This window comes from Brevundimonas sp. RM1 (assembly GCF_052907225.1).
In genome coordinates, this window is the sequence record NZ_JBRERY010000003.1 from 44148 (window position 1) to 67261 (window position 23114).

Consider the following 23114-nt stretch of genomic DNA (forward strand, 5'->3'; position numbering starts at 1 on the left):
CTTGGCTGGCGCAGGCGACTGCGGCCGGTCTTGATCCAAACGCTTCAGACGCGGACCAAATATAAGTGGCGGACGATTTCAGGACGACGGAAGTCGGCGGACGGTATGCACAGGCGCTGTTCGACCTCGCGGACGAGACGGGGGCGCTGGACGCCGTGCGCGCCGATCTGGCTGCGCTAAAGGCGGCCTGGCTGGACAGCGCGGATCTGCGCCGTCTCGCCACCTCGCCTATCGTGGCGTCGGCTGATCAGGCCAAGGGCCTGGCCGCCATCGCGGACAAGGCCAAGTTCAATGCGACGACGCGCAACTTCCTGGGCCTGTTGGGCCAGAACGGCCGCGCGTCGGACCTGCCGGGCGTGATCGCCGGCTTCGAGGCGCTGTACGCCAAGAAGACGGGCGTCGTGGCCGCCGAGGTGGTTTCGGCCGTGGCGCTGAGCGCCGCCCAGACCAAGAAGATCCAGGCCGAGCTGCGCGCCGCCCTGGGCCGCGATCCCGAACTGACCGCTCGCGTCGATCCGACGATCCTGGGCGGCCTGAAGGTCAAGGTGGGCTCGAAGCTGTTCGACGCCTCGCTGAAGACCAAGCTCGACCAGATGACTTTTGCGCTGAAGCGCGCCTAAGCCCCGAATTCCAGATCAAGCCGGGCCAGCGGGCCCGCACCGAAGACGAAAGCCGAAAGAGCCAATCATGGATATCCGCGCCGCCGAAATCTCGGCCATCCTCAAGTCGCAGATCGCCAACTTCGGCGTGGAAGCCGACGTCTCGGACGTCGGTCAGGTGCTGTCGGTCGGCGACGGCATCGCGCGCATTCACGGTCTGGACAACGTCCAGGCCGGTGAAATGGTCGAGTTCACCAAGGCCGGCGTGAAGGGCATGGCCCTGAACCTGGAACGCGACAACGTCGGCGCCGTGATCTTCGGCGCGGACGCCGCCATCGCCGAAGGCGACGACGTGCGCCGCCTGGGCGAGATCGTGGACGTGCCGGTCGGCAAGGGCCTGCTGGGCCGCGTCGTCAACCCGCTGGGCGAGCCGATCGACGGCAAGGGCCCGATCCAGTTCACCGAGCGTCGCCGCGTCGACGTGAAGGCCCCCGGCATCATCCCGCGCAAATCGGTTCACGAGCCGATGCAGACGGGCATGAAGGCGATCGACACCCTGATCCCGGTCGGCCGCGGCCAGCGCGAGCTGATCATCGGCGACCGTCAGGTCGGCAAGACCGCCGTCGCCATCGACACCATCCTGAACCAGAAGGCCGTCAACAAGTCGGACGACGAGTCGGCCAAGCTGTACTGCATCTACGTCGCCATCGGTCAGAAGCGCTCGACCGTGGCCCAGATCGTCAAGACCCTCGAAGAGTCGGGCGCGCTGGAATACACCATCGTCGTGGCCGCCACGGCGTCGGAGCCGGCCCCGCTGCAGTTCCTGGCCCCGTTCGCCGGCACCGCCATGGGCGAGTATTTCCGCGACAACGGCATGCACGGCCTGATCATCTATGACGATCTGTCGAAGCAAGCTGTTGCCTACCGCCAGATGTCGCTGCTGCTGCGCCGTCCGCCGGGCCGTGAAGCCTATCCGGGCGACGTCTTCTACCTGCACAGCCGCCTGCTGGAGCGTTCGGCCAAGCTGAACGAGGACTACGGCTCGGGCTCGCTGACCGCCCTGCCGATCATCGAAACCCAGGCCAACGACGTGTCGGCCTACATCCCGACCAACGTGATCTCGATCACCGACGGCCAGATCTTCCTGGAATCGGACCTGTTCTATCAGGGCATCCGTCCGGCCGTGAACGTCGGCATCTCGGTGTCGCGCGTGGGCTCCTCGGCCCAGATCAAGGCCATGAAGCAGGTCGCCGGTTCGATTAAGGGCGAGCTGGCCCAGTATCGTGAAATGGCCGCCTTCGCGAAGTTCGGCTCGGATCTGGACGTCTCGACCCAGCGCCTGCTGGCCCGCGGCGCCCGCCTGACCGAGCTGCTGAAGCAGCCGCAGTACTCGCCGCTGGCCGTCGAAGAGCAGGTCGTGTCGATCTACGCCGGCACGCGCGGCTATCTGGACGGCATCGAAGTGGCTCAGGTCGGCCGTTTCGAGAGCGAGCTGCTGGCCCGCATTCACGCCAACCACGCCTCGCTGCTGGACGGCATCCGCACCAAGAAGGCCCTGACGCCCGAGCTGGAAGCCGAGCTGAAGGACATCCTGGCGGCCTTCGCCAAGACCTTCGCCTGATCGTTCGGCCCTGTAGTCAAAGGAAGAGCAGAGCCGGATGGCTAGCCTCAAGGAAATGCGCGATCGGATCGGAAGCGTCAAAGCGACGCAGAAGATCACGAAAGCCATGCAGATGGTCGCCGCGGCCAAGCTGAAGCGCGCCCAGGACCAGGCCGAAAGCGCCCGGCCCTATGCGCAGCGGATGGCCTCGGTCATCGCCAACCTGGCGGCCGGCGTCGGCGACGACGGCCCGCGCCTGATGACCGGGACCGGCGCCGACCAGAAGCATCTGGTCGTCGTCGCCACGGCCGACAAGGGCCTGGCGGGCGGGTTCTCGACCAACGTCATCCGCGCTGCGCGGGATCACATCAACAGCCTGATCGCCAACGGCAAGACCGTCGAGATCGTGGCCGTCGGCCGCAAGTCGCGCGACCAGCTGACCCGCCTGTTCGGCGACAAGGTCGTCAAGACCTTCGAGCTGAGCGAGCACAAGACGGTGGGCCTGCATTCGGCCCAGCCGATCGCCGAACTGCTGGCCGAGAAGTTTGAAGCGGGCGAGGCCGACAAGGTCACCCTCTTCTACAGCCAGTTCAAGTCGGTGATCTCTCAGGTTCCGTCGTCGCGTCAGCTGGCCCCGGCCGAAGTCGACGCGGACGCCTCGGCCGACGCCGGCGCGCTCTATGAATATGAGCCGTCGGAAGAGGAAATCCTCGAGACCCTGCTGCCGCGCAACCTGACGACGCAGATCCTGGCCGCCCTGCTGGAGAACCAGGCCGGCTTCTTCGGCGCCCAGATGGCCGCGATGGACAACGCCACGCGCAACGCGGGCGACCTCATCAGCGCCCTGACGCTGCAGTACAACCGTTCCCGCCAGGCTCAGATCACCACCGAGCTGATCGAGATCATCGCCGGCGCTGAAGCGCTCTGATCCCGACACAGCTGACATTCGACACGGACAAAACCCGATGACCGACACCACCGCCGCCAAGAAACCCGCCGCCAAGAAGCCGGCCGCTCCCAAGAAGGCCGCCGCTCCGAAGGCCGCCGTCGCGACCGTCGCGGGCCAGGGCAAGATCGCCCAGGTCATCGGCGCCGTCGTCGACGTCGAGTTTGAAGGCCACCTGCCGGCGATCCTGAGCGCCCTGGAGACCCAGAACGTCGACCAGAAGACGGGCGAGCCCTTCACCCTGGTCCTGGAAGTCGCCCAGCACCTGGGTGAGAACATGGTCCGCGCCATCGCCATGGACACGACCGAAGGCCTGACCCGCGGTCAGCCCGTCGTCGACACCGGCAAGTCGATCATGGCCCCGGTCGGCCCCGGCACGCTCGGCCGCATCATGAACGTCGTCGGCCAGCCGATCGACGAAGCCGGTCCGATCCTGACCACTGAATACCGTCCGATCCACAAGGAAGCCCCGACCTTCGACGAACAGTCGACCTCGGCGGAAATCCTGGTCACCGGCATCAAGGTCATCGACCTGATCTGCCCCTACACCAAGGGCGGCAAGACCGGCCTGTTCGGCGGCGCCGGCGTGGGCAAGACCGTGACCATGCAGGAACTGATCAACAACATCGCCAAGGCTTACGGCGGTTACTCGGTTCTGGCCGGCGTGGGCGAACGCACCCGCGAAGGCAACGACCTGTATCACGAGATGATCGAGTCCAACGTCAACGTGGACCCGGCCAAGAACAACGGCTCGACCGAAGGCTCCAAGTGCGCCCTGGTCTACGGCCAGATGAACGAGCCGCCGGGCGCCCGCGCCCGCGTCGCCCTGACCGGCCTGTCGATCGCGGAATACTTCCGTGACGAGGAAGGCAAGGACGTGCTGCTGTTCGTCGACAACATCTTCCGCTTCACCCAGGCCGGTTCGGAAGTGTCGGCTCTGCTGGGCCGCATCCCCTCGGCCGTGGGCTATCAGCCGACGCTGGCGACCGAGATGGGCAACCTGCAGGAGCGCATCACCTCGACCAAGAAGGGCTCGATCACCTCGGTCCAGGCCATCTACGTCCCCGCCGACGACCTGACCGACCCGGCCCCGGCCGCTTCGTTCGCCCACTTGGACGCCACGACCGTTCTGTCGCGCGACATCGCCGCCCAGGCCATCTTCCCGGCCGTGGACCCGCTGGACTCCACCTCGCGGATCATGGACCCGCTGGTCATCGGCGAGGAGCACTATCAGGTCGCTCGCCGCGTCCAGGAAATCCTGCAGCAGTACAAGGCGCTGAAGGACATCATCGCCATCCTGGGCATGGACGAGCTGTCGGAAGACGACAAGCTGGTCGTGTCGCGCGCCCGCAAGATCCAGCGCTTCCTGTCGCAGCCCTTCTTCGTGGCTGAGCAGTTCACCGGCTCGCCGGGCAAGTTCGTCGAGCTGGCCGACACCATCCGCTCGTTCAAGGCGATCTGCGACGGCGAATACGACCACCTGCCGGAAGCCGCCTTCTACATGGTCGGCGCCATCGAAGAGGCCGTCGAGAAGGCCGCCAAGATGGCTGCGGAAGCCTAAGTCATGGCCGGTAAGCTGAACTTCTCCCTCGTCGCCCCGGAACGCGAAGTCTTCGCCGGTTCGGTCGATCAGGTCGATGCGCCGGGCGTCGAGGGCGACTTCGGCGTCCTGCCGGGCCACGCGCCCTTCATGACCACCCTGCGCGAAGGCGTGGTGACGGTCTATGACGGCGCCCAGCGCCGCCGCTTCGAGGTCAAGGGCGGCTTCGCCGACGTCAACGGCGAAGGCCTGACCATCCTGGCCGAAGAGGCTTCGGAGCTGGTCGCGAACTAAGCTTTCGCGACGCTGAAACGATCAAAGGCCCCTCGCTTGCGGCGAGGGGCCTTTTTCGTGCGCGATGTCCGACGCCAACTCCGACGCCAACTCCGCCGTCATCGCACCTCACGCCGTCATCCATTATCTCCGCCGTCATCCTCGGGCTTGACCCGAGGATCCAGTGCGGCGCGCGCTCCACCTAGCCAAGGTTCCGCAGACGGACGGCTGGATCCTCGGGTCAAGCCCGAGGATGACGGCAGTGGGGTCCGAAGAGTGACGCTTGGTCTTTAGAGAAGCGTCAGAGCCTCAGGCGGCCCATTCCCCGAACACCCGCGCCACCTGCTCATAGACCGGGCGTTTGAACGGCACGATCAGGCTGGGCGCCTCTTCCAGCCGCCCCCAGCGCCAGGCGTCGAATTCCGGTTCGCCGTGGGCGTTCAGGTCGATCTCGTCCTCCTGGCCGGTCAGGCGGAAGGCGAACCACTGCTGGCGCTGGCCTTTCAGCCCCTTCCAGCTCTTGGGGCTCGGCAGGCCTTCGGGGAAGTCATAGGGAATCCACTCGCTCGTGCGGCCCAGCAGGGCGATGGAGCGCACGCCCGTCTCCTCGTGCAGTTCGCGGCGGGCGGCGGCTTCCAGGTCTTCGCCGTCGTCGACACCGCCCTGCGGGAACTGCCAGTTCCACGGCTCGGGCGTGTCGGCGCGGCGGCCGAACCAGACCTGGCCGGCCGGGTTGAACAGGACGACCCCGACGTTGGGGCGATAGAGGGACAGGTCGATGCTCATGCCCTTCGCATACGCCGCCGTCTCGTCGCGGGCTAGGCGTCAACGTCCGGGAAAGGCGTGCGCGGCTAGGGTGGCGTCATGGACAGACGTCATCTGATCGGCCTGACTTTGCATGGCGTGGCGCTCGGCGGCCTCGCGGCGGCCGGCGCCGCGCACGCTTCGCCTGAGAAGAGCGGCGGCGGCAAGGGGGGCTATCTGTCCCTGCCCACCGCCACGGCCACCGTGTTGAGGCGTGACGGACGACGCGGGGTGATGACGGTCGAGACGGGTCTCGACATCGCCGACGGCGCCCTGATGGAGCGGGCGCAGCTGTCCCAGCCGCGTCTCAGCGCCGCCTACAACGAGATCGTCCGCATCGCCGCCGCGCGGCTGCTGCCGGACGCCCCGCCCAATGTCGAATGGCTGGTGGTGGCGCTGCAGCACGCGACGGACGCCATTCTGGGCAAGCCGGGGGCCAAGCTGCTGCTCGGCACGGTGATGGTGGCGTGAAGGGGCTACGCCCCCTCCCTCAGTCCTGCGTCGGGTCGGGGCGGCTCGTGTCGCCGTAGGTCATGGCGAGGAAGACGTCTTCCAGGTCCGGGTCTTCGGTGGCGATGTCCTTGATGGTCACGCCCGCCGCGCGCACGGCGGCCAGCACCTGTTCGACGCTGGATTCACCCGTCCGGTAGGTGACGACGAAGGCGCCGTTGGCGCGCGGGGCGACCGCAAAGCCGTTCAGAGCGGGCAGGGTCTCGGGCGCCGTCTCGGGCGTCACCACGACGTTGCGGGTGTCCAGCCGCTTCAAGAGCTGTTCAGTCGGCTCGCAGGCCACGACCTCGCCGCGGTTGATGATGGCGATGGTGTCGCACAGCTCCTGCGCCTCTTCGAGGTAGTGGGTGGTCAGGATCACCGTCACCCCCTCCTCATTGATCTTGCGGACGTACTCCCACAGCTGGCGGCGCAGCTCGACGTCCACGCCCGCCGTCGGTTCGTCCAGGATCAGCACGGGCGGATTGTGCACCAGGGCCTTGGCCACCATCAGGCGCCGCTTCATGCCGCCGGATAGGGCGCGGACATAGGCGTTGGCCTTGTCCGACAGGCCCAGCGCCGCCAGCAGTTCGTCCGAGCGGCGTTCGTTGGCGGGCACGCCGTAGAAGCCGGCCTGGACCTCCAGCGCCTCGCGCGGGGTGAAGAAGACGTCGGCGACGATCTCCTGCGGCACCACGCCCAGCGCCGAGCGGGCGTCGCGCGCCTCATGGTCGATGTCGCGGTCCCAGATGCGGACCGTGCCCTCGGACTTGTTCACCACGCCCGCGATGATGTTGATGAGGGTCGATTTGCCCGCCCCATTGGGCCCTAGCAGTCCGAACATCGAGCCGCGCGGCACCGTCAGATCGACCCCGCGCAGGGCGGTTTTCGGCGGCGACTTGCGCGAGCCCTTGTAGGTCTTCTTCAGCCCCCTGACCTCGATGGCGTTGACGGGCAGGCGGGGCTCTTGGGTCATGGCGCGGACTTCAACTCGGGCAAGGCGGGGCGGACGGCATAGGTAGGGGGCGCGGGGCGGTTCGCCAAGCCGTCGCCGTGCGTACGGGGACAAGGTTGCGAGACGATATGTAAATGGTGCTTGACGTGTGCGGGTGATGTGTCTAGCTTGCTTGTCAGAAAGACAACTTCCCTTGGATGAGGACACGCCATGACCACCGCCGTCGCCACCCGCAAGCCGCTGACCCGCATTCGCCTGATCGGCTTCATCGCCATGGGGGTCTGCGCCATCGGCTACGCCGGTTTCGCCCTGGCCCTGCTGGCGGGCAAGCTGGACTATCTGCCCATGACCCAGGCGGCGATCATCGCCGCGGTCGCCGCTGTGATCGGCGAGATCGGCCTGTGGGTCGGGGCGGGCTGCCTGGGCCTGACCCTGTTCAAGAAGCGCAAGGCCCTGTTCGACAAGGTGATGGGCCGCAAGGCCGCGCCTTCGGAGGTTTGACCTGACGGTCCGGTCCGCCTAGGAACGGCGCAAAGCCTTTCCAGACCGGACCGGATCATGCCTCCCCGTCATCTCGAAGCCGTCATTCCTCCGCCCGAAGAGATCGTGGTCTCGACCAAGCGCGTCGCCTGCGACGGCGGCGGCGGGGCCCTGGGCCACCCGCTGGTCTACATGGACATGGGCGAGGACGACTTCATCGAGTGCGGCTATTGCGACCGCCGCTTCGTGCTGTCGGCCCATCCGCACCCCGAGAGCGAATACCTCGATCCGGCGGCCCGTCCGCCCGAGGCGCACTGAGTCCGATCATGCGCTATCTGCACGCCATGGTCCGGGTGAAGGATCTGGACGCTTCGATGCGTTTCTACTGCGATCTGCTGGGTCTGGTGGAGACGCGCCGCGCGGATTACGAGGCCGGGCGCTTCACCCTGGTCTATCTGGCCGCGCCGGCGGACAAGGCCCGCGCCGAGGCCGAGCAATCCCCCGAGGTCGAGCTGACCTATAACTGGGACGATCAGGACTACGACGGCGGCCGCAACTTCGGCCACCTGGCGTTTCAGGTCGACGACATCTACGCCGCCTGCCAGCGGCTGATGGACGGCGGCGTGGTCGTCAACCGTCCGCCGCGCGACGGCCACATGGCCTTCATCCGTTCGCCGGACGGGATTTCGATCGAGCTGCTGCAGTCGGGCGAGCGCCTGGCCCCGGCCGAGCCCTGGGCCTCCATGCCGAACGTGGGCGCCTGGTGAGCGTTTCGGCGCGGCTGATCCTGGGGCTGGCGGTCCTGAGCCTGGGCGCCTGCGCCTCGGTGACGGAGACCAATCCGTCGCGGACGGCCACGGACATGCTGCTGGTCAACCGCGCCGCCGACCGGGCGGTCGAGGGCCTGACCCTGCCGATCCCGCAGGGCGCGCGCGTCTTCGTCGACGAGACCTATTTCCAGGCCGAGAACGCCCGCTATGCGCTGAGCGCCATCCGCGCCGCCCTGTCGGAAGCCGGCTACGCCATCGTGCGCGAACGCGGCGAGGCCGACGCCATCTTCGAGGTGCGCGCCGGCGCCCTGTCGCTGGACCAACTGCGCCGGGTGGTGGGCATTCCCGACATGCGCGTGCCGATCAATGAGAGCCTGAACGTCGTTTCCCTGCCGGAGCTGTCGCTCTACTCCAACCGCGACCGCATGGGCGTGGCCGAGTTCTCGGGCTTCCTCTACGACGCCCGCACCGGGATGCCGCTGGGCGCCGTCACGCCGATGATCGGCCAGTACAAGATCCGCAGCCACAAGGCCTTCATGATGATCACCTGGGGCCAGCAGCTGGCCCAGCCGGGCGAACGTGATCCGGGCTCGAGCTGGAAGGAATTCTAGCGCGGTCGCTCGCTCCGTTCGCGGAGCGAGACAGGCGCTTCGGACCGTGTTAGGGCGCAGGTGAGCATAAGGCGTTGGCCGCGCTCACTCGTTCGCCGCCGCCGCAAGAGACGCCCTTGTCCTTCTTCCACGCCGGTCCCGCGCCGAAAGGCTCCGGTCTTCGCCGAGGCGCCCTGCGCGACGGGTTGGATCTGGCGCCGGGGATGAAGGTCGGCCTGTTCGGCGGCTCGTTCAATCCGGCTCACGACGGCCACGCCCATGTGGCGGCCACCGCCATGCAGCGGTTGGACCTGGACCGGGTGGTCTGGCTGGTCTCGCCGCAGAATCCGCTGAAATCCGAGCACGAGACCGCGCCCCTGGCCGAACGCATGGCCTCGGCGCGCGCCGTGGCGGCGAGCGTCGGCCCGGCCATGATCGTTTCGGATTTCGAGACGCGGGCGGGCACGCGCTGGACCGTCGACACCCTGCGCGCCGTCGTCGCCCGCCATCCCGGCGTGAATTTCGTCTGGCTGATGGGATCGGACAATCTGGCGGGATTTCATCGCTGGAGGGGCTGGACCGACATCATGCGGTTGATGCCGGTGGCGGTGATCGCCCGGCCGGGCAGCCTGCTGGACAGCCGCACGGCCCCGGCGGCGGCTCGGTTCGCCCGCTATCGCATTCCCGCCGCCCAGGCCGGATTGCTGCCCAATCTGGAGGCGCCGGCCTGGACCTATCTGACGGCGCCGCTGAACCACCGCTCATCCACCGCCATCCGCGCGACGCGCGCGGGGGGGTGAAGAGTCGTCGCAGGCCGGGTGACCTTTTGCGCCGGGCGTGCTATGATCGGCTTTTAGTAATCGCCTCGGAGCCCTCCGCTGACCCCCTCGACCGCGCACGATGCGCAAGACGCCGTTTCGAATGCGGCGCACGAAATGGACCTGATGGATTCCGTCCATTCCGAAGACGGTCAGGCCGAGGACGGCCCCAGTAGCGACGAGCGCCAGCCTCTGCCGGTCGGCGCGACCGAGCTGGAGCAGGCCATCCTCGCCAAACTCGACGACGATAAGGCTCAGGACATCGTCCTGATCGACCTGCGCGGCAAGAGCCCGATGACCGACGCCATGATCGTGGCTTCGGGCCGCTCGCACCGCCACGTCGGCGCCATCGCCGACCACCTGCTGCGCCTGTTCAAGGAACTGGGCCTGGGCAAGGTGAAGGTCGAGGGCCTGCCGCACTGCGACTGGGTGCTGCTGGATGCGGGCGACGTCGTCGTCCACCTGTTCCGCCCGGAAGTGCGCACCTTCTACAACATCGAGAAGATCTGGGCGGTCGACAGCGCCCACCGCGGCGGCCCCGCCCGGGACTGACCTCATGAAGCTGGCGATCGCGGCCATCGGCAAGCCGGGCCGCGGTCCCGAGGCCGCCCTGGCCGACGACTACGCCCGGCGGGCCACCCTGTCGGGGCGGCCCCTGGGCTTGGGGCCCCTCGAACTCATCGATCTTGAGCCGAAGAAACCCGGTAAGGCGCCGGAGGCCGAGCTGCTGCTGGCCGCCGCCGAGGGCGCGCACCTGATCGCCTGCGACGAGCGCGGACGCACCTATTCCTCGCGCGCCTTCGCCGACCATGTGGCGGCTCTGCGCGATCAGGGCGAGCGGCGGCTGGTCTTCGTCATCGGCGGCGCCGACGGTCTGGACGAAAGCGTGCGCCGCGCGGCCCGCTCGACCCTGGCCTTCGGGCCGCAGACCTGGCCCCACGCCCTGGCCCGCGCCATGCTGGCCGAGCAGATCTATCGGGCCGTGACCATCCTGGCCGGTTCGCCCTATCATCGCGACTGATGCGATCCGGGGCCGTTCTTCTTCTGACCTCCTCCAGCCTGCTGCTGGCCTTGGCCGGGCCGGCGGCCAGCCAGCGCGCGGCCCAGCCGAACTCCGAGCTGACCCGGCTTCAGGCCGAGTATCGGGACGAGACCGCCCGCGCCCGCCGCCTGCGCGCCGAGGCCGCCGCCGCCGCCGAGGAGATCGTCGACCTGGACCGCCAGCTGCGCGAGCTGCGCCGCGCCGAGGCTGAGGACGACGTGCAGATGGAGGCCCAGCGCGCCCGTCTGAAAGAGCTGGGCGATCGCGAGGCGGCCCTGCTGGCCGCCCTGTCGCGCGAGCGCGCGGCGCAGGGACGGCTGCTGTCCGCCCTGCAGATGATGAGCCGCGAGCCGCCGCCGCCCCTGCTGATCCCGGCGGACAAGGCGGTGGACACGGTGCGCGCCTCCATCCTGATCCGCGCCATCACGCCTGAGCTTCAGGACCGGGCCGAAACCCTGGTCGAGCGCCAGGCCGAGATCGGCCGCATCCGCCGCCTGGCCGCCCTGTCCAGCGAGCGGCTGTTCACCGTCGAAAGCGCCCAGAACGACCGTCGCGCCGAGATCGAGGGGCTGACGGCGCGCAAGACCGCCCTGCGGTCCGTCCTGCGGGCCGAGGCGGCGCGGGCCGAACGGGCCACCAAGGCGCTGGAGGCGCGCATCCGCGAACTGGGCGGCCAGACGCCTCGGATCGCCGAGGCGCCGGAAGAGGCCCCGGCCGCCCGCCTGCCTGCGGGCCGCAGCCGCCTGACCCCGCCCATCGCGGGGACGCCCTCTCAACGCTTCGGCGGCCGTTCAGCCGGGTGGAGCTGGCGCTCCAGCCATGAGGCGGTCGGCGCGCCGGCGGCGGGCCGCGTCGCCTACGCCGGGCCGCTGAAGGAGTGGGGCGAGGTGGTGATCCTCGACCTCGGCCCCGGCTGGCGCGCCGTGATTGCGGGCCTGGATCGTCTGGAGGTCGAGACCGGACAGCGCGTCGCCGACGGCCAGACCCTGGGCCGCACCGGCGAGGACGGCGAGGCCTATTTCGAACTGCGCCGCCAGGAACGGCCCATCGATCCCGCGCCCTGGCTGCAGTAGGCCGCCCTCCGAGGGCCAACCGCGCGAAATCCCTTTCAAATCGGCGCGGACGCTGTTTGTATCGCCGGAACTGTCGTGCGCGCCGTTCGTGGCGCCCGCGCCGCCCTGGACGACCGGAGCCGAAAGCGGATCCGATGGAAAGAGACCGAATGCGTAAACTGCTTCTCGTGGGCGCCGCCGCCCTGGCGCTGGGCGGATCGGCGGCGGCCGTGGCCAGCCAGACTCCGCGCAACGAGACCTTCCGCATGCTCGAGATGTTCGGCGACGTGCTGGGCATCGTCGAGCAGGCCTATGTCGTTCCGGTCGACAACAAGAAGCTGATCGAGGCCGCCCTGCAGGGCATGATGACGGCGCTCGACCCGCACTCCAACTATCTGCCGGCCAAGGCCTTCGGCGACCTGCGCGAGCGGACCTCGGGGGAATATTCCGGCGTCGGCCTGACCATCACCTCAGAGGGCGGGCTGGTGAAGGTCATCTCGCCGATGGACGACAGCCCGGCGGGCCGTGCGGGGGTTCAGGCGGGCGACGTCATCAGCGCCGTCAACGGCCAGAACGCGGCCGGTCTGACGGTGTCCGAGGTCTCGGACAAGCTGCGCGGCGCCACGGGCACCAGCGTCACCGTCACCTTCCTGCGCGACGGCGAGGAGCCGCGCGAGGTCGTGCTGACGCGCGAAGTCATCAAGGTCGAATCCGTCACCGGCCGTCTGGAAGGCGACTTCGGCTATCTGCGCATCTCGACCTTCAACGAGAACACCGGCCGCGAGCTGACCGAGACGATCGAGCGGCTGAAGCGCGAGAAGCCGGGCCTGAAGGGCTATGTGCTGGACCTGCGCAACAACGGCGGCGGCCTGCTGACGGCGGCCATCGACGTGTCGGACGCCTTCCTGGAGCGCGGCGAGATCGTCAGCCAGCGCGGCCGCAAGCCCGAGGACATCGAACGCTACGCCGCCAAGCCGGGCGACCTGACCGGCGGCCTGCCGGTGGTGGTGCTGATCAACTACGGCTCGGCCTCGGCGTCCGAGATCGTGGCCGGGGCCCTGAAGGATCAGGAGCGGGCGACGGTCGTCGGCCTGACCAGCTTCGGCAAGGGGTCGGTGCAGACGGTGATCCCGCTGCGCGGCGGCCAGGACGGCGCCCTGTCGATCACCACGGCGCGCTACTACACGCCGTCGGGCCGCTCGATCCAGAAGATCGGCATCGAGCCGGACCTGGAGGTCGCGCGCTCCGAGGCCGAGGCGCGCATCGTCTCGCGCTCCAGTTTCATCTATTCCGAGGCGGCCTATTCGACGGCGCTGGATTCCTCCATCGGGGCCGAGCGCAAGGGGCCGCACACACCGCGCGAAGCGCCGGGCGCCGACTACGCCAAGGACAAGGACTATCAGCTGGAGCGGGCGCTGGACGTGCTGCGCGCCGGCGGCGACCTGACCAAGCTGGCTGCTGCGCCCGAGGGGATCGTCATCACCGAGCCGGGCGAAGAGAAGGTCGAGACGGCGGAGGCCGAAACGCCGACGGAACGCCCGATGCTGCCGCCTGACATCACGCCAGAGAACAAGCCGAAGCCTGATTAAGAGCCTCTCGCCTTTCTTCGTCGCCCCGGGCTTGTCCCGGGGGATCGACATCGCGCTGTTCATAAGCCCGCGAATAAGGGCGGTTTAGGGCGGCTAAGAACGTGGTGAACGCGCCGTTAGGCTTTCTTAACCGACGCAGGGCTTAACTGAGGCTGAGGGGCGCCGCGTCTGTGCGGCGCCTGCAAGCCCGAGCCGCCGCCCTGACCATGTTCGCCAAGCGCCAGTCCGCCCTCGCCGCCGCCGCAGGCGCGCCGCCGGAGCCCCGGTCGCGCGTCGCCATGGAGCCGGTCCTGAACGCCCTGAAGAAGCCGCCCGTCGCGGCGGGCGCGGCCGGGGTCTTCGTCATCGGCGCCGCCGCCCTGTTCGTCGCCGTGCTGGGCGATCCGCGCGCGGGCGCGCCGACGGCCAGCGCCGTGCTGGAGCGGCCCGTCGCCGCCGACACGGCGCCGACCGGGGCGGAGGCCTTCGGTTTCAGCGGTCTGGACATCTATCAGGATCTCGGCCCCATCGATCCGGCCCTGATGGGCGAGGGCGGAGCCGCCGGGGGCGAGGCGCTCATCACTCTGCCGGACGGCGCCAGCGTGGCCTCGGGCCAGGGTTTCAGCGCCCCGGTGCGCGCGCCCTCCAACCCCCTGCCCAAGGCGCCGATCGCGGGCCTGTTCCAGCCCGGCCCGAACGGCCCCCTGCCGCGCATCGCCGTCGACGGCCGCGTCCCGGCCCAGGCCTACGCCCGGCCCTTCCGCTCGAACGGCAAGCCGATGGTGGCCCTGGTGGTCGGCGGGCTGGGCCTGAACAGCGCCACGACCCGCGCGGCGATCGAACGCCTGCCGGCCGAGGTGACGCTGTCCTTCGTGCCCTACGCCGAGGGGCTTCAGACCTGGATCGACATGGCCCGCGCCCACGGCCATGAGGTGATGATCGAATTGCCGATGGAGCCGACCGGCTATCCCGACAACGACCCCGGCCCCTACACCCTGCTGTCGTCCGGCGGCGCCGACGACGTAGCGGTCAAGCTGGACTGGCTGCTGGCGCGCGCCACGGGCTATTTCGGCGTGACCAACTATCTGGGCGACCGGTTCGCGACCTCGGACGAGGGCGTGACGGCCCTGATGACCAATCTGCGCCAGCGGGGCCTGGCCTTCCTCGACGACGGCTCCATGCGCCGCCGCCCCGGCGCCTTCGCCCGCGCCAGCGCCGACCGCGTCGTCGACGAGGAACAGACCCCCGCCGCCATCCTGCGCCAGTTCAACGCCCTGGAGGCCGCCGCCAAGACCAACGGCGCGGCCCTGGGAACCGGCTTCTCCTACCCCGTCACCGTCGAGGCCGCCGCCCGCTGGACGGCGGGCCTCGAAGCCCGCGGCCTCCAGTTGGCCCCCGCCTCGGCGATGACCCGGCGGCCGGGGCGTTAAACGTCGTCATCTGACGCAACGCCGCGCGCGCATGGGCTTCCGTCTTAAAAACCGCGCTCTCAAAGTGGGGCGAGGCGAGAACCTCGCCGCAAAAGTCGCCGCCGCAGATGACAAAATGGTGGACGATCCAGTGGTCGGCGCAGTCGTCGCCGCCGCGCAGTTTCATGACCGCATCACGCAAGGGGCTGGTCTCGACACGGCTAAGCAAATGGCGGGGTCTGTCCGCGGTTTCCGCATGCGACCAGTAGAGGCTTTCGTCAAAGGCGCTGAACACCTGCACGTCGCGGAAGACGAAAATCTGAACGAATGGAGCGCCTCGGTCGATCGGGTTGCCCCTCGCCAACACGCCCAGCGCGCACGGCGTCTGGACGAACTCGAGGCTAGGGAAGAACAGGGCGTCGCCCGGCGTCGGCTCGCCGATCCAGGCGGTGCCTTTGCTGGTTTGCATGCCGACCCTCGTGGTTTCGAACAATGAGATAAGCGGCTTATGTGCGAGCCTGTCTATACCTTGGTCGTCGTGGGCCGTGGACGTGCTACAGAAGCGGCATGAGCACTGATGATGATCACACGCCCGCCGCCGAACCTGCGGACGCTGTTCCCGGCGAGACGCCCGTACAGCGGGCGCTGCGGCTCAAGAAGGCGGCGATCGACGCCCGACCCAAGCCGCCGCGCGGCGGCCGTTTCCAGCGCGAACAGGCAGCGCGCATCAAGAGCGGGGCTTCGCGACCCTGGATGAGCAAATAGGCGTCAGAGCTTGAGGCGCATGGCGACGCGGTCGGTCAGGCCGTGTTCGGCTTGTGCGGCCAGTGCCTCGCGCAGATAGGCGGGCGTCGTTTCTGCGGTCAGCGCTGTATAGCCGAGGCGGGCGTAAAAGGGCGCGTTCCACGCGACGCCTGCGAACGTCGTCAGCGTCAGGGCGGACAGGGCGCGGGTCTCGGCCTCGCGCCGGGCCGTCTGCATCAGCGCCCGCCCGGCGCCGCGTCCCTGATGGTCGGCGGCGACGGACAACTCCAGAACGTGAAGGTCTGCGCCGTCCTCTACGGCGGCGATCAGGAAGCCGGCCGGCTGATCCACTTCGTCCACGGCGACCCAGGACAGGCCCTGCGCGACGGCGCGCGCATGGGCTTCAGGCCCGGCCGTGCGGTCCTCCGCCAGCCAGGCCAGATCGGGCAGGGCGCGGAACAGCGTCGCCGCCGACCGCTCCACCGCCTCCAGACGGCCGATGTCCGTTCCGCGCGTCGGGCGGACCCGGATCAATGGGCGTCGCAACCCTTGGCGGGCATGGGCTTCAGGTCCAGCAGGGCGAACAGCTTGGCGTCGTCGTCCTCTTCCGGGTTCGGCGTGGTCAGCAGCTTGCCGCCGACGAAGATGGAGTTGGCGCCGGCCAGGAAGCACAGGGCCTGCATCTCCGGCGTCATGCCTTCGCGACCGGCCGACAGGCGGACCATCGACTTGGGGCAGACCAGACGGGCGACGGCGACGGTGCGGACGAACTCGATCGGATCGATCTCGCCTTCCTTCAGCACCCGCTCGCCCAGCGGCGTGCCGCCGACGGGAACCAGGGCGTTGACCGGCAGGCTGTCGGGGTGGACAGGCAGGGTGGCCAGCGCATGCAGCAGGCCCGCGCGATCGCGGCGCTTCTCGCCCATGCCGACGATGCCGCCGCAGCAGGTCGACATGCCTGCGTCGCGGACGTGCTGCAGGGTCTCCAGCCGGTCCTGATAGGAGCGCGTCGTCACCACCTCGGCGTAATACTCAGGCCCGGTGTCGAGGTTGTGGTTGTAGTAGTCGAGGCCCGCGTCCTTCAGCTGTTTCGCCTGGTCGGCGTTCAGCATGCCGAGCGTGGCGCAGGTCTCCAGACCCAGCGCCTTCACGCCCGAGATCATGGCCGCCAGCTTGGGCGTGTCGCGGTCCTTCAGCTCGCGCCAGGCGGCGCCCATGCAGAAGCGGCTGGCCCCGCCGGCCTTGGCCGCCATGGCCTCGGCGATGACGGCGGTCGGCTCCATCAGCTTCTCAGCCTTGAGCCCGGTCTTGAAGCTGGCCGACTGGGAGCAGTAGCCGCAGTTCTCGGCGCAGCCGCCGGTCTTGACCGACAGCAGCTGCGACTTCTGGACTTCATTCGGGTCGAAGGTGCGCCGGTGCACCGTCGCCGCCTCGAACACCAGCTCCATGAAGGGGCGGGCGAACAGGGCCTCGACCTCCTCCAGGGTCCAGTCGTGGCGGGGGATCGAGAGATCGCGGGCGGGTCGGATCGATGCGTCGTCAGCCATGGGACGACGGCTTAGCCGCGCGCGCGGGCGCGGCCAAGCCGGAAGTGACGCGTCGCCGTTCTTTGGCTCAGCGTTCGTCCTTGTAGACGCGGCCGTCGCGCATGACGAAGGCGACGGACTTCAGCGTCGTCACATCGGCCAGCGGATCGCCCGCCACGGCGATGACGTCGGCCCGCTTGCCCGGCTCCAGCGTGCCGACCTCGGCCGAGACGCCCAGCAGGTCGGCGGCGTTGACCGTGGCTGCCTCGATGGCGGTCGCCGGGGTCATGCCGTTCCTGACCATCAGCTCGAACTCATCGGCGTTGCGGCCGTGCTTGGACACGCCCGCGTCGGTGCCGAAGGCGATGCGGACGCCCGCCGGGACCGCGCGTTGCAGCGACTGGCCGGTGATCTCGATGCGCCAGCGGATCTTGGCCAGGACTTCCGGCGGATAGGCCTCGGGGTCGGCGGCCAGACGCTCGGTGTAGCCGTTCACCACCGACAGGGTCGGGACGTAATAGGCGCGGGTGCGACGCAGCAGCTGCAGGGTTTCGTCGTCGAAGATGGTGCCGTGCTCGACCGAATCGACGCCCATGCGCAGGGCCAGGTTGACGCCGTCGGCGCCGTGGGCGTGGACGGCGACCTTCTTGCCGTAGAGGTGGGCCGTGTCGATCAGGGCCTTGGCCTCGTCGTCGAACATCTGGGCGCCCAGTCCGGCGCCGATGCGGCTGTTGACCCCGCCGGTGGTGGCGATCTTGATGACGTCGACGCCGCGTCCGACCTGAAGACGGACCGCCTCGCGGCAGCTTTCGGCGCCGTTGCAGACGTTGTCGTGGGCGATGTGCTCGCGGAAGTCGTCGTTGAAGCCCAGACGCCCGTCCATGTGGCCGGAGGTGGTCGAGATGCTGTTCCCGGCGTCGATGATGCGCGGTCCGGCCAGGCGGTGGGCCGCCGTCTCCTCGCGCAGGGCCAGGGTGACGCCGCCGCTGTCGCCCAGGTTCCGCACGGTGGTGAAGCCCGCCAACAGCGTCTTGCGGGCGTTCATGGCGGCGCTGTAGGCGCGCGAGGGCAGGTTGTCGGTGATCTCGGCTAGGAAACCGGCCTGGCCCGCCACGTCGGACACCAGGTGCACATGGCTGTCGATCAGGCCGGGCAGGACGAAGCGGTCGCGCTGGTCCACCACCACGGCCCCGGGAAAGGCGGCGGCGTCGACGAAGCCGTCGCGGATCTCGACCACCTTGCCGTCGCGCACCACCAGGGTGGACGGGCCGCGCGGGGCCTGGCCGGGACGATCCAGCAGGCGCCCCGCCTGGATCAGGGTCACGACGCCCGGCGCGGGCGCGGCGCCCGTCGGCGCGACGGGCGTGGCGGTCTGGGCGGCTGCGGGCGCGCTCGCGGCCGCCAGGGCCAGGGCGCAGGCGGCCGTCGTCAGCAAGGTCTTCATCATGGATACTCCCCCCTCGAAACTCGGGGAGAGTGTTAGCCCGCGTCCGTCGCCTGACGCCAGTCGGATTTGCGTCTGCGGATCAGGCGACCAGGCGGGGGCCCGTCGCGGCGGCGCCGGCGGCGACCGAGCGGTCCAGACGGAAGCGGCCGACCTGCTGGTTCAGGCTGACGGCCTCATTGGCCAGCTGGCGGGCGGCGGCGGTGGCCTCTTCGGTCATGGCGGCGTTCTGCTGGGTGATGTCGTCCATCTCGCCCATGGCGCGGCGGACGCGGGCCAGGCCGTCGGCCTGTTCCTGAGCCGAGCCGGCGATGCCGCCCGCCAGGCCGTCGACGGCCGAGACCTTGGCGCCGATGCGCTCCAGCGCCGCGCCGGTGCGCTCGACCAGGTCGACCCCGCGCGCCACCTGGGCCGAGGAGGTGGAGATCAGGGTGCGGATCTCGCCGGACGCCTCGGACGAGCGCTGGGCCAGGGCGCGCACTTCCTGGGCCACCACGGCGAAGCCGCGCCCGGCGTCGCCGGCGCGGGCGGCCTCGACCCCGGCGTTGAGGGCCAGCAGGTTGGTCTGGAAGGCGATCTCGTCGATCAGGCTGGTGAAGCGGGCGATCTCGGTCGAGGATTCGGCGATGGCGTGGATGGCGGATACGGCGTCGCCGACCACCTGGGTCGTATGTTCGACATCGGCGCGGGCGGCGGCCAGGGCCTCGGCGGTCTGGCGCGCGCCGTCGGCGGTCGAGGCGACCTGGCGGGCGATGGCGTCGGCCTCGTTGACGGTGCGCTCCAGATTGGCGGCCTGACGCTCGGTGCGGCTGGCCAGGTCTTCGGAGGCGACGGCCAGCTGGCTGGACCCGGCGCTCAGGCTCTCGACGCTGTCGGCCACGGCGCGCACGGCGGTGCGCAGGGCGCGGGTCGCGGCGTGGAAATCGTTCTGAAGCGAGCGGTATTCCTCGGGGAAGACGTCCGGGATGGTTACGGACAGATCGTTGTCGGCCAGGCTGTGCAGGGCGGCGCCCAGGGCGCGCACGACCTCGGCCTGGCGGGCTTCGGCGGCGTCGTGCTCGGCCTGCACCCGGTCGCGTTCTTCCTGCAGGGCGTCCAGATAGATGGAGATGGCCAGGTCCATGTCCAGCATGACCCGCTGGTTGAGTTCGGCCAGGGCTTCGGCGGTGATGCGGTCGTGCGCGCGGCGGTTGGCGAACAGCTTCCTGGGGCGCTCGACCACGGCGCGGGTCAGGTGGGCCAGGATGACGCTGTAGCCGCCGATGTACCAGCGCGGCTCCAGACCGATACGGGCGTGGACGCGGCCGATGGTGCGCACCGAGGCGGCGTAGTCTTCGTCGGCGCGACCGTCGATGATGGCGCTCCAGTGGCGCTGCTGGGCGTTGCTGGCGGCGGCGACATGGCTTTCGTCGCGGAAGAAGCGGCGGGTCTCGGGCTCGGCGCGCACCTTGTCGTAGAAGTCGGCCAGGGCCTGGGGCACGGCCTGACGCAGCAGGCCCGAGATGGCGCTGTAACCGGCGGACGGCCGACCCAGCCCCATGAAGTTCATGCGACGGTCGATCTCGTGGGAAGCCATGACGCAACTCGTTTCAACGGCAGGGCGGGGGAGAGCCCTTAATGCCCCTTGTCACCAAGAGGGTATTGGCCGGGTTAAGCCCGGATTGCGTAGATTCCCTTAACCGCTTCGGAGGGGCCGCTATTCAAGTGAGCGGCCGCTCATATAAAGACATCCTTATGTCTTGATTGCTCCTGCCGCCGCGCCGCGCTATAGCGACGGCGATCCCCCGACAGTGGCCGAAAGACATTTCTGCATGACCGACTACATCGTCCGCGACATCTCCCTGGCCGACTTCGGCAACAAGGAAATCGCCATCGCCGAAACCGAGATGCCGGGCCTGATGGCGCTGCGCGCGGAATACGGCGCGTCCCAGCCGCTGAAGGGCGCCCGCATCGCCGGCAGCCTGCACATGACCATCCAGACGGCCGTGCTGATCCAGACGCTGGAAGCCCTGGGCGCCGAAGTGCGCTGGGCCTCGTGCAACATCTTCTCGACCCAGGACCACGCCGCCGCCGCCATCGCCGCGTCGGGCACGCCGGTCTTCGCCTTCAAGGGCGAGACGTTGGTGGAGTACTGGGACTACGCCCACAAGATCTTCGAATGGGCCGACGGCGGCTACCCGAACCTGATCCTGGACGACGGCGGCGACGCCACCCTGCTGTGCGTGCTGGGCCCGAAGGCCGAGAAGGACGCCTCTGTTCTGGACAACCCGCAGAACGAGGAAGAGGAAGCCCTCTTCTCGGTCATGAAGCGCTATCTGAAGGAAAAGCCGGGCTTCTATTCGGCTATCCGCGAGGCCATCGGCGGCGTGTCGGAAGAAACGACCACGGGCGTCCATCGCCTGTATCAGATGGCCGAGCGCGGCGAGCTGCCCTTCCCCGCCATCAACGTCAACGACAGCGTCACCAAGTCGAAGTTCGACAACCTGTACGGCTGCCGTGAATCCCTGGTCGACGCCATCCGTCGCGGCACCGACGTCATGCTGTCGGGCAAGGTGGCGGTGGTCTGCGGCTACGGCGACGTGGGCAAGGGCTCGGCGGCCTCGCTGCGCAACGGCGGCGCCCGCGTGATCGTGACGGAAATCGACCCGATCTGCGCCCTGCAGGCGGCGATGGAAGGCTATGAGGTCCAGACCCTGGAAGACGTCGCCGACAAGGCCGACATCTTCGTCACAACCACGGGCAACAAGGACGTCATCCGCGTCGAGCACATGCGCGCCATGCGCAACAACGCCATCGTCTGCAACATCGGCCACTTCGACTCTGAGATTCAGGTCGCGGGCCTGAAGAACTTCAAGTGGGACAAGATCAAGGATCAGGTCCACCACGTCGAGTTCCCGGATGGCAAGAAGATCATCCTGCTGTCGGAAGGCCGTCTGGTGAACCTGGGCAACGCCACGGGCCACCCGTCCTTCGTGATGTCGGCGTCCTTCACCAACCAGACGCTGGCCCAGATCGAGCTGTGGACCAACGCCAAGGCCTACGACAACAAGGTCTACACCCTGCCCAAGCACCTGGACGAGAAGGTCGCCTTCCTGCACCTGGCCAAGCTGGGCGCCAAGCTGACGACGCTGAGCCAGGATCAGGCCGACTATATCTCGGTGCCGGTCGAGGGTCCGTTCAAGCCGGAACACTACCGCTACTGAGACCTGTCTCGGGTCTGAAAGACAGAACCCCGCGCCGGCGACGGCGCGGGGTTTTCTTTTGAACTTACGCTGCGACGTCGCGTGGATCGAACTCGTCAGGCCCTCGGCCCATCAGGCCGGTTTCGAAGTCCATGAAGATGTCGATCAGCTCATCCACCCCGACCGGCGGCGCCTTGGGGTTGAAGCGGAAGCGCCAGAAGCTGACGATGTGCTGCACTGCGCCCAGCTGGTCGCCCAGGCGAGTGAACAGGGCGGGCGCCTCCAGCAGGAAGTCGCGGAACGCCACCGGATTGCCCTCGCGCGTCAGTCCCGCATAGGCGTCGTCGTAGTAGCGCAGGGTGCGGCTGACCTCTTCGCAGGTCTTCATGATGCGGCCGCGCAGCACGCCGCGTCCGCGCGCGATATAGTCCTTGGCCGCCTGGTCGCTGGGGCCGGCGGGCTGGATCGTGCCCACTTCGTCGGCCACATGGACGATGTCGGCCATCAGACTGGCGAGCGCCCATTTGTAGTAGAGGAAGCCCTTCCAGCAGAAGACGCCCTCCTGATACTGCTCGGGCTCCAGCTTCAGCGTCAGGCGCAGCGCCTCCAATCGGTCGCCGGGAGCGTTGGACAGGATCTTCGACGCCATGCGGGCGGTCGAACCGGCGGCCACCACCCCGTCGCCGACGCTGAGCGTGACCAGAGGCTCGATCTCCTTCTGGACGAACTCCAGCATACGCTCCAGGTCGGCCTCGCTGAGGGCGAAATAGCAGGGGGCGGCGTCCACATTTCCGCGCCGCAGCTGTTCGCGCAGCAGGAAGGGGTCCAGCGACGGCAGCTGATCCATCAGCCGCAGGGTCTTCAGGTCCGGGTGGTCGGGGTCGACGCCGAAGGCCTCGTGCATGGCGCGCTCGAAGCCGATCTGGTTGACGAAGATGAAGCGGCCGCCGGTCTTCAGATCGGTGCTGTCGATCGGCACCACGATCTTGGTCGCCACCTGACGGCGGCCCGGAAAGGCGTCGGTCTCATTGCGCCGCAGCCTGTGCTTGATGATCAGGGCGCGGTTCAGGGCCGGGTTGCGGAACATGGGGCGCTCGGCCCAGTCGTCGCTGTCGCCGTGCTCGTCATAGACCTTGAGCAGATTCAGCACGCGCGCCGTCGAGGCGGTGCGGCGCAGGTGTTCGAGGTTGCGGATGGCGCGATCAGTCATGACGACCATCCTGCCCGTCAAAAATGACCAACGGCTTAGTTTGGCGCAGGTCAAAAAAACGGGCCGCTTCCTT

26 protein-coding genes are annotated in these 23114 nt (G+C 68.7%); 19 read left to right on the forward strand and 7 right to left on the reverse strand.

The annotated features are described in order from the left end of the window. The first annotated feature begins 65 nt into the window (after nucleotides 1-65). The 5 genes from ACU5AP_RS03950 to ACU5AP_RS03970 all read left to right on the forward strand — a co-directional run bounded on the left by ACU5AP_RS03950 (nucleotide 66) and on the right by ACU5AP_RS03970 (nucleotide 4979). Nucleotides 66-620, forward strand: coding sequence for a F0F1 ATP synthase subunit delta (locus ACU5AP_RS03950; RefSeq protein WP_003166305.1), 555 nt, complete (start codon nucleotides 66-68; stop codon nucleotides 618-620). Nucleotides 621-687: 67 nt separating this feature from the next. Further along, nucleotides 688-2220, forward strand: coding sequence for a F0F1 ATP synthase subunit alpha (atpA, locus tag ACU5AP_RS03955; RefSeq protein WP_046652460.1), 1533 nt, complete (start codon nucleotides 688-690; stop codon nucleotides 2218-2220). 37 nt (nucleotides 2221-2257) lie between these two features. Continuing rightward, complete coding sequence (locus tag ACU5AP_RS03960; protein ID WP_076222867.1) at nucleotides 2258-3127, forward strand: F0F1 ATP synthase subunit gamma; 870 nt, start codon at nucleotides 2258-2260, stop codon at nucleotides 3125-3127. 37 nt (nucleotides 3128-3164) lie between these two features. Next, a complete protein-coding gene (atpD, locus tag ACU5AP_RS03965) occupies nucleotides 3165-4706 on the forward strand; it encodes a F0F1 ATP synthase subunit beta (protein ID WP_003166302.1) in 1542 nt (513 codons plus the stop codon). Between the two features lie 3 nt (nucleotides 4707-4709). Further along, on the forward strand, nucleotides 4710-4979 hold the full coding sequence (locus tag ACU5AP_RS03970; RefSeq protein WP_003166300.1) for an ATP synthase F1 subunit epsilon: 270 nt from the start codon (nucleotides 4710-4712) through the stop codon (nucleotides 4977-4979). 288 nt (nucleotides 4980-5267) lie between these two features. Here ACU5AP_RS03970 and ACU5AP_RS03975 read toward each other — a convergent pair whose 3' ends face one another. Then, a complete protein-coding gene (locus ACU5AP_RS03975; RefSeq protein WP_128718949.1) occupies nucleotides 5268-5744 on the reverse strand; it encodes an RNA pyrophosphohydrolase in 477 nt (158 codons plus the stop codon). 78 nt (nucleotides 5745-5822) lie between these two features. Between ACU5AP_RS03975 and ACU5AP_RS03980 the strand changes: the two genes are divergently transcribed. Then, nucleotides 5823-6233, forward strand: coding sequence for a Tat pathway signal protein (locus ACU5AP_RS03980; protein ID WP_128718948.1), 411 nt, complete (start codon nucleotides 5823-5825; stop codon nucleotides 6231-6233). Between the two features lie 19 nt (nucleotides 6234-6252). Here the strand turns inward: ACU5AP_RS03980 and ACU5AP_RS03985 are convergent, their stop codons facing one another. Then, on the reverse strand, nucleotides 6253-7227 hold the full coding sequence (locus tag ACU5AP_RS03985; RefSeq protein ID WP_088410581.1) for an ABC transporter ATP-binding protein: 975 nt from the start codon (nucleotides 7225-7227) through the stop codon (nucleotides 6253-6255). Nucleotides 7228-7416: 189 nt separating this feature from the next. On the opposite strand from ACU5AP_RS03985, the gene ACU5AP_RS03990 reads away from it, so the two are divergent. The 12 genes from ACU5AP_RS03990 to ACU5AP_RS04045 all read left to right on the forward strand — a co-directional run bounded on the left by ACU5AP_RS03990 (nucleotide 7417) and on the right by ACU5AP_RS04045 (nucleotide 15700). After that, the gene (locus tag ACU5AP_RS03990) at nucleotides 7417-7707 is read left to right on the forward strand and encodes a hypothetical protein (protein WP_003166297.1); all 291 of its coding nucleotides are present in this window, start codon (nucleotides 7417-7419) and stop codon (nucleotides 7705-7707) included. Between the two features lie 57 nt (nucleotides 7708-7764). Further along, a complete protein-coding gene (locus ACU5AP_RS03995) occupies nucleotides 7765-8004 on the forward strand; it encodes a zinc-finger domain-containing protein (protein ID WP_040346318.1) in 240 nt (79 codons plus the stop codon). Between the two features lie 8 nt (nucleotides 8005-8012). Continuing rightward, nucleotides 8013-8453: a VOC family protein gene (locus ACU5AP_RS04000; protein ID WP_313424000.1), complete on the forward strand. Its 441-nt coding sequence runs from the start codon at nucleotides 8013-8015 to the stop codon at nucleotides 8451-8453. Then, complete coding sequence (locus ACU5AP_RS04005; RefSeq protein WP_088410579.1) at nucleotides 8450-9067, forward strand: DUF6655 family protein; 618 nt, start codon at nucleotides 8450-8452, stop codon at nucleotides 9065-9067. Before ACU5AP_RS04000 ends, ACU5AP_RS04005 begins: the two co-directional genes overlap by 4 nt. Nucleotides 9068-9183: 116 nt before the next feature. Continuing rightward, nucleotides 9184-9846 carry a nicotinate-nucleotide adenylyltransferase gene (locus ACU5AP_RS04010; protein ID WP_164917957.1) on the forward strand — a complete coding sequence of 221 codons (663 nt, stop codon included), beginning with the start codon at nucleotides 9184-9186 and terminating at the stop codon, nucleotides 9844-9846. Between the two features lie 135 nt (nucleotides 9847-9981). After that, a complete protein-coding gene (rsfS, locus tag ACU5AP_RS04015; RefSeq protein ID WP_181409310.1) occupies nucleotides 9982-10416 on the forward strand; it encodes a ribosome silencing factor in 435 nt (144 codons plus the stop codon). Between the two features lie 4 nt (nucleotides 10417-10420). Continuing rightward, a complete protein-coding gene (gene rlmH, locus ACU5AP_RS04020; protein WP_003166290.1) occupies nucleotides 10421-10885 on the forward strand; it encodes a 23S rRNA (pseudouridine(1915)-N(3))-methyltransferase RlmH in 465 nt (154 codons plus the stop codon). Next, the gene (locus ACU5AP_RS04025) at nucleotides 10885-11979 is read left to right on the forward strand and encodes a murein hydrolase activator EnvC family protein (RefSeq protein ID WP_052747982.1); all 1095 of its coding nucleotides are present in this window, start codon (nucleotides 10885-10887) and stop codon (nucleotides 11977-11979) included. Before rlmH ends, ACU5AP_RS04025 begins: the two co-directional genes overlap by 1 nt. A gap of 149 nt (nucleotides 11980-12128) precedes the next feature. After that, complete coding sequence (locus ACU5AP_RS04030; RefSeq protein ID WP_046652452.1) at nucleotides 12129-13547, forward strand: S41 family peptidase; 1419 nt, start codon at nucleotides 12129-12131, stop codon at nucleotides 13545-13547. 206 nt (nucleotides 13548-13753) lie between these two features. Next, nucleotides 13754-14956: a divergent polysaccharide deacetylase family protein gene (locus ACU5AP_RS04035; protein WP_128720666.1), complete on the forward strand. Its 1203-nt coding sequence runs from the start codon at nucleotides 13754-13756 to the stop codon at nucleotides 14954-14956. Nucleotides 14957-14987: 31 nt separating this feature from the next. Further along, on the forward strand, nucleotides 14988-15431 hold the full coding sequence (locus ACU5AP_RS04040) for a hypothetical protein (RefSeq protein WP_446680813.1): 444 nt from the start codon (nucleotides 14988-14990) through the stop codon (nucleotides 15429-15431). Between the two features lie 71 nt (nucleotides 15432-15502). Beyond that, nucleotides 15503-15700, forward strand: a complete 198-nt coding sequence (locus tag ACU5AP_RS04045) for a hypothetical protein (protein ID WP_088410574.1) — start codon at nucleotides 15503-15505, stop codon at nucleotides 15698-15700. Between the two features lie 3 nt (nucleotides 15701-15703). Here ACU5AP_RS04045 and ACU5AP_RS04050 read toward each other — a convergent pair whose 3' ends face one another. From ACU5AP_RS04050 to ACU5AP_RS04065, 4 genes are all read right to left on the reverse strand, one after another. Continuing rightward, nucleotides 15704-16213: a GNAT family N-acetyltransferase gene (locus ACU5AP_RS04050; RefSeq protein WP_313425480.1), complete on the reverse strand. Its 510-nt coding sequence runs from the start codon at nucleotides 16211-16213 to the stop codon at nucleotides 15704-15706. Further along, the gene (gene bioB, locus ACU5AP_RS04055; RefSeq protein ID WP_446680814.1) at nucleotides 16210-17226 is read right to left on the reverse strand and encodes a biotin synthase BioB; all 1017 of its coding nucleotides are present in this window, start codon (nucleotides 17224-17226) and stop codon (nucleotides 16210-16212) included. Before bioB ends, ACU5AP_RS04050 begins: the two co-directional genes overlap by 4 nt. Nucleotides 17227-17293: 67 nt before the next feature. Beyond that, nucleotides 17294-18652, reverse strand: coding sequence for an amidohydrolase family protein (locus ACU5AP_RS04060; RefSeq protein WP_446680815.1), 1359 nt, complete (start codon nucleotides 18650-18652; stop codon nucleotides 17294-17296). Between the two features lie 79 nt (nucleotides 18653-18731). Continuing rightward, complete coding sequence (locus tag ACU5AP_RS04065) at nucleotides 18732-20225, reverse strand: methyl-accepting chemotaxis protein (RefSeq protein WP_446680816.1); 1494 nt, start codon at nucleotides 20223-20225, stop codon at nucleotides 18732-18734. 235 nt (nucleotides 20226-20460) lie between these two features. Here ACU5AP_RS04065 and ahcY point away from each other — a divergent pair, with 235 nt between their 5' ends. Next, nucleotides 20461-21852 carry an adenosylhomocysteinase gene (ahcY, locus tag ACU5AP_RS04070; RefSeq protein ID WP_446680817.1) on the forward strand — a complete coding sequence of 464 codons (1392 nt, stop codon included), beginning with the start codon at nucleotides 20461-20463 and terminating at the stop codon, nucleotides 21850-21852. Between the two features lie 64 nt (nucleotides 21853-21916). Here the strand turns inward: ahcY and ACU5AP_RS04075 are convergent, their stop codons facing one another. Then, nucleotides 21917-23041: a hypothetical protein gene (locus tag ACU5AP_RS04075; protein WP_040347107.1), complete on the reverse strand. Its 1125-nt coding sequence runs from the start codon at nucleotides 23039-23041 to the stop codon at nucleotides 21917-21919. Nucleotides 23042-23114: the final 73 nt, after the last annotated feature.

What these genes read in the sequence shown, in the direction of transcription:
- atpA (WP_046652460.1), top strand. Translation starts at nt 688, where the DNA reads ATGGATATCCGCGCCGCCGAAATCTCGGCCATCCTCAAGTCGCAGATC.
- ACU5AP_RS03960 (WP_076222867.1), top strand. Translation starts at nt 2,258, where the DNA reads ATGGCTAGCCTCAAGGAAATGCGCGATCGGATCGGAAGCGTCAAAGCG.
- atpD (WP_003166302.1), top strand. Translation starts at nt 3,165, where the DNA reads ATGACCGACACCACCGCCGCCAAGAAACCCGCCGCCAAGAAGCCGGCC.
- ACU5AP_RS03970 (WP_003166300.1), top strand. Translation starts at nt 4,710, where the DNA reads ATGGCCGGTAAGCTGAACTTCTCCCTCGTCGCCCCGGAACGCGAAGTC.
- ACU5AP_RS03975 (WP_128718949.1), bottom strand. Translation starts at nt 5,744, where the DNA reads ATGAGCATCGACCTGTCCCTCTATCGCCCCAACGTCGGGGTCGTCCTG.
- ACU5AP_RS03980 (WP_128718948.1), top strand. Translation starts at nt 5,823, where the DNA reads ATGGACAGACGTCATCTGATCGGCCTGACTTTGCATGGCGTGGCGCTC.
- ACU5AP_RS03985 (WP_088410581.1), bottom strand. Translation starts at nt 7,227, where the DNA reads ATGACCCAAGAGCCCCGCCTGCCCGTCAACGCCATCGAGGTCAGGGGG.
- ACU5AP_RS03990 (WP_003166297.1), top strand. Translation starts at nt 7,417, where the DNA reads ATGACCACCGCCGTCGCCACCCGCAAGCCGCTGACCCGCATTCGCCTG.
- ACU5AP_RS03995 (WP_040346318.1), top strand. Translation starts at nt 7,765, where the DNA reads ATGCCTCCCCGTCATCTCGAAGCCGTCATTCCTCCGCCCGAAGAGATC.
- ACU5AP_RS04000 (WP_313424000.1), top strand. Translation starts at nt 8,013, where the DNA reads ATGCGCTATCTGCACGCCATGGTCCGGGTGAAGGATCTGGACGCTTCG.
- rsfS (WP_181409310.1), top strand. Translation starts at nt 9,982, where the DNA reads ATGGACCTGATGGATTCCGTCCATTCCGAAGACGGTCAGGCCGAGGAC.
- rlmH (WP_003166290.1), top strand. Translation starts at nt 10,421, where the DNA reads ATGAAGCTGGCGATCGCGGCCATCGGCAAGCCGGGCCGCGGTCCCGAG.
- ACU5AP_RS04025 (WP_052747982.1), top strand. Translation starts at nt 10,885, where the DNA reads ATGCGATCCGGGGCCGTTCTTCTTCTGACCTCCTCCAGCCTGCTGCTG.
- ACU5AP_RS04030 (WP_046652452.1), top strand. Translation starts at nt 12,129, where the DNA reads ATGCGTAAACTGCTTCTCGTGGGCGCCGCCGCCCTGGCGCTGGGCGGA.
- ACU5AP_RS04035 (WP_128720666.1), top strand. Translation starts at nt 13,754, where the DNA reads ATGTTCGCCAAGCGCCAGTCCGCCCTCGCCGCCGCCGCAGGCGCGCCG.
- ACU5AP_RS04040 (WP_446680813.1), top strand. Translation starts at nt 14,988, where the DNA reads ATGGGCTTCCGTCTTAAAAACCGCGCTCTCAAAGTGGGGCGAGGCGAG.
- ACU5AP_RS04045 (WP_088410574.1), top strand. Translation starts at nt 15,503, where the DNA reads ATGAGCACTGATGATGATCACACGCCCGCCGCCGAACCTGCGGACGCT.
- bioB (WP_446680814.1), bottom strand. Translation starts at nt 17,226, where the DNA reads ATGGCTGACGACGCATCGATCCGACCCGCCCGCGATCTCTCGATCCCC.
- ACU5AP_RS04060 (WP_446680815.1), bottom strand. Translation starts at nt 18,652, where the DNA reads ATGATGAAGACCTTGCTGACGACGGCCGCCTGCGCCCTGGCCCTGGCG.
- ACU5AP_RS04065 (WP_446680816.1), bottom strand. Translation starts at nt 20,225, where the DNA reads ATGGCTTCCCACGAGATCGACCGTCGCATGAACTTCATGGGGCTGGGT.
- ahcY (WP_446680817.1), top strand. Translation starts at nt 20,461, where the DNA reads ATGACCGACTACATCGTCCGCGACATCTCCCTGGCCGACTTCGGCAAC.
- ACU5AP_RS04075 (WP_040347107.1), bottom strand. Translation starts at nt 23,041, where the DNA reads ATGACTGATCGCGCCATCCGCAACCTCGAACACCTGCGCCGCACCGCC.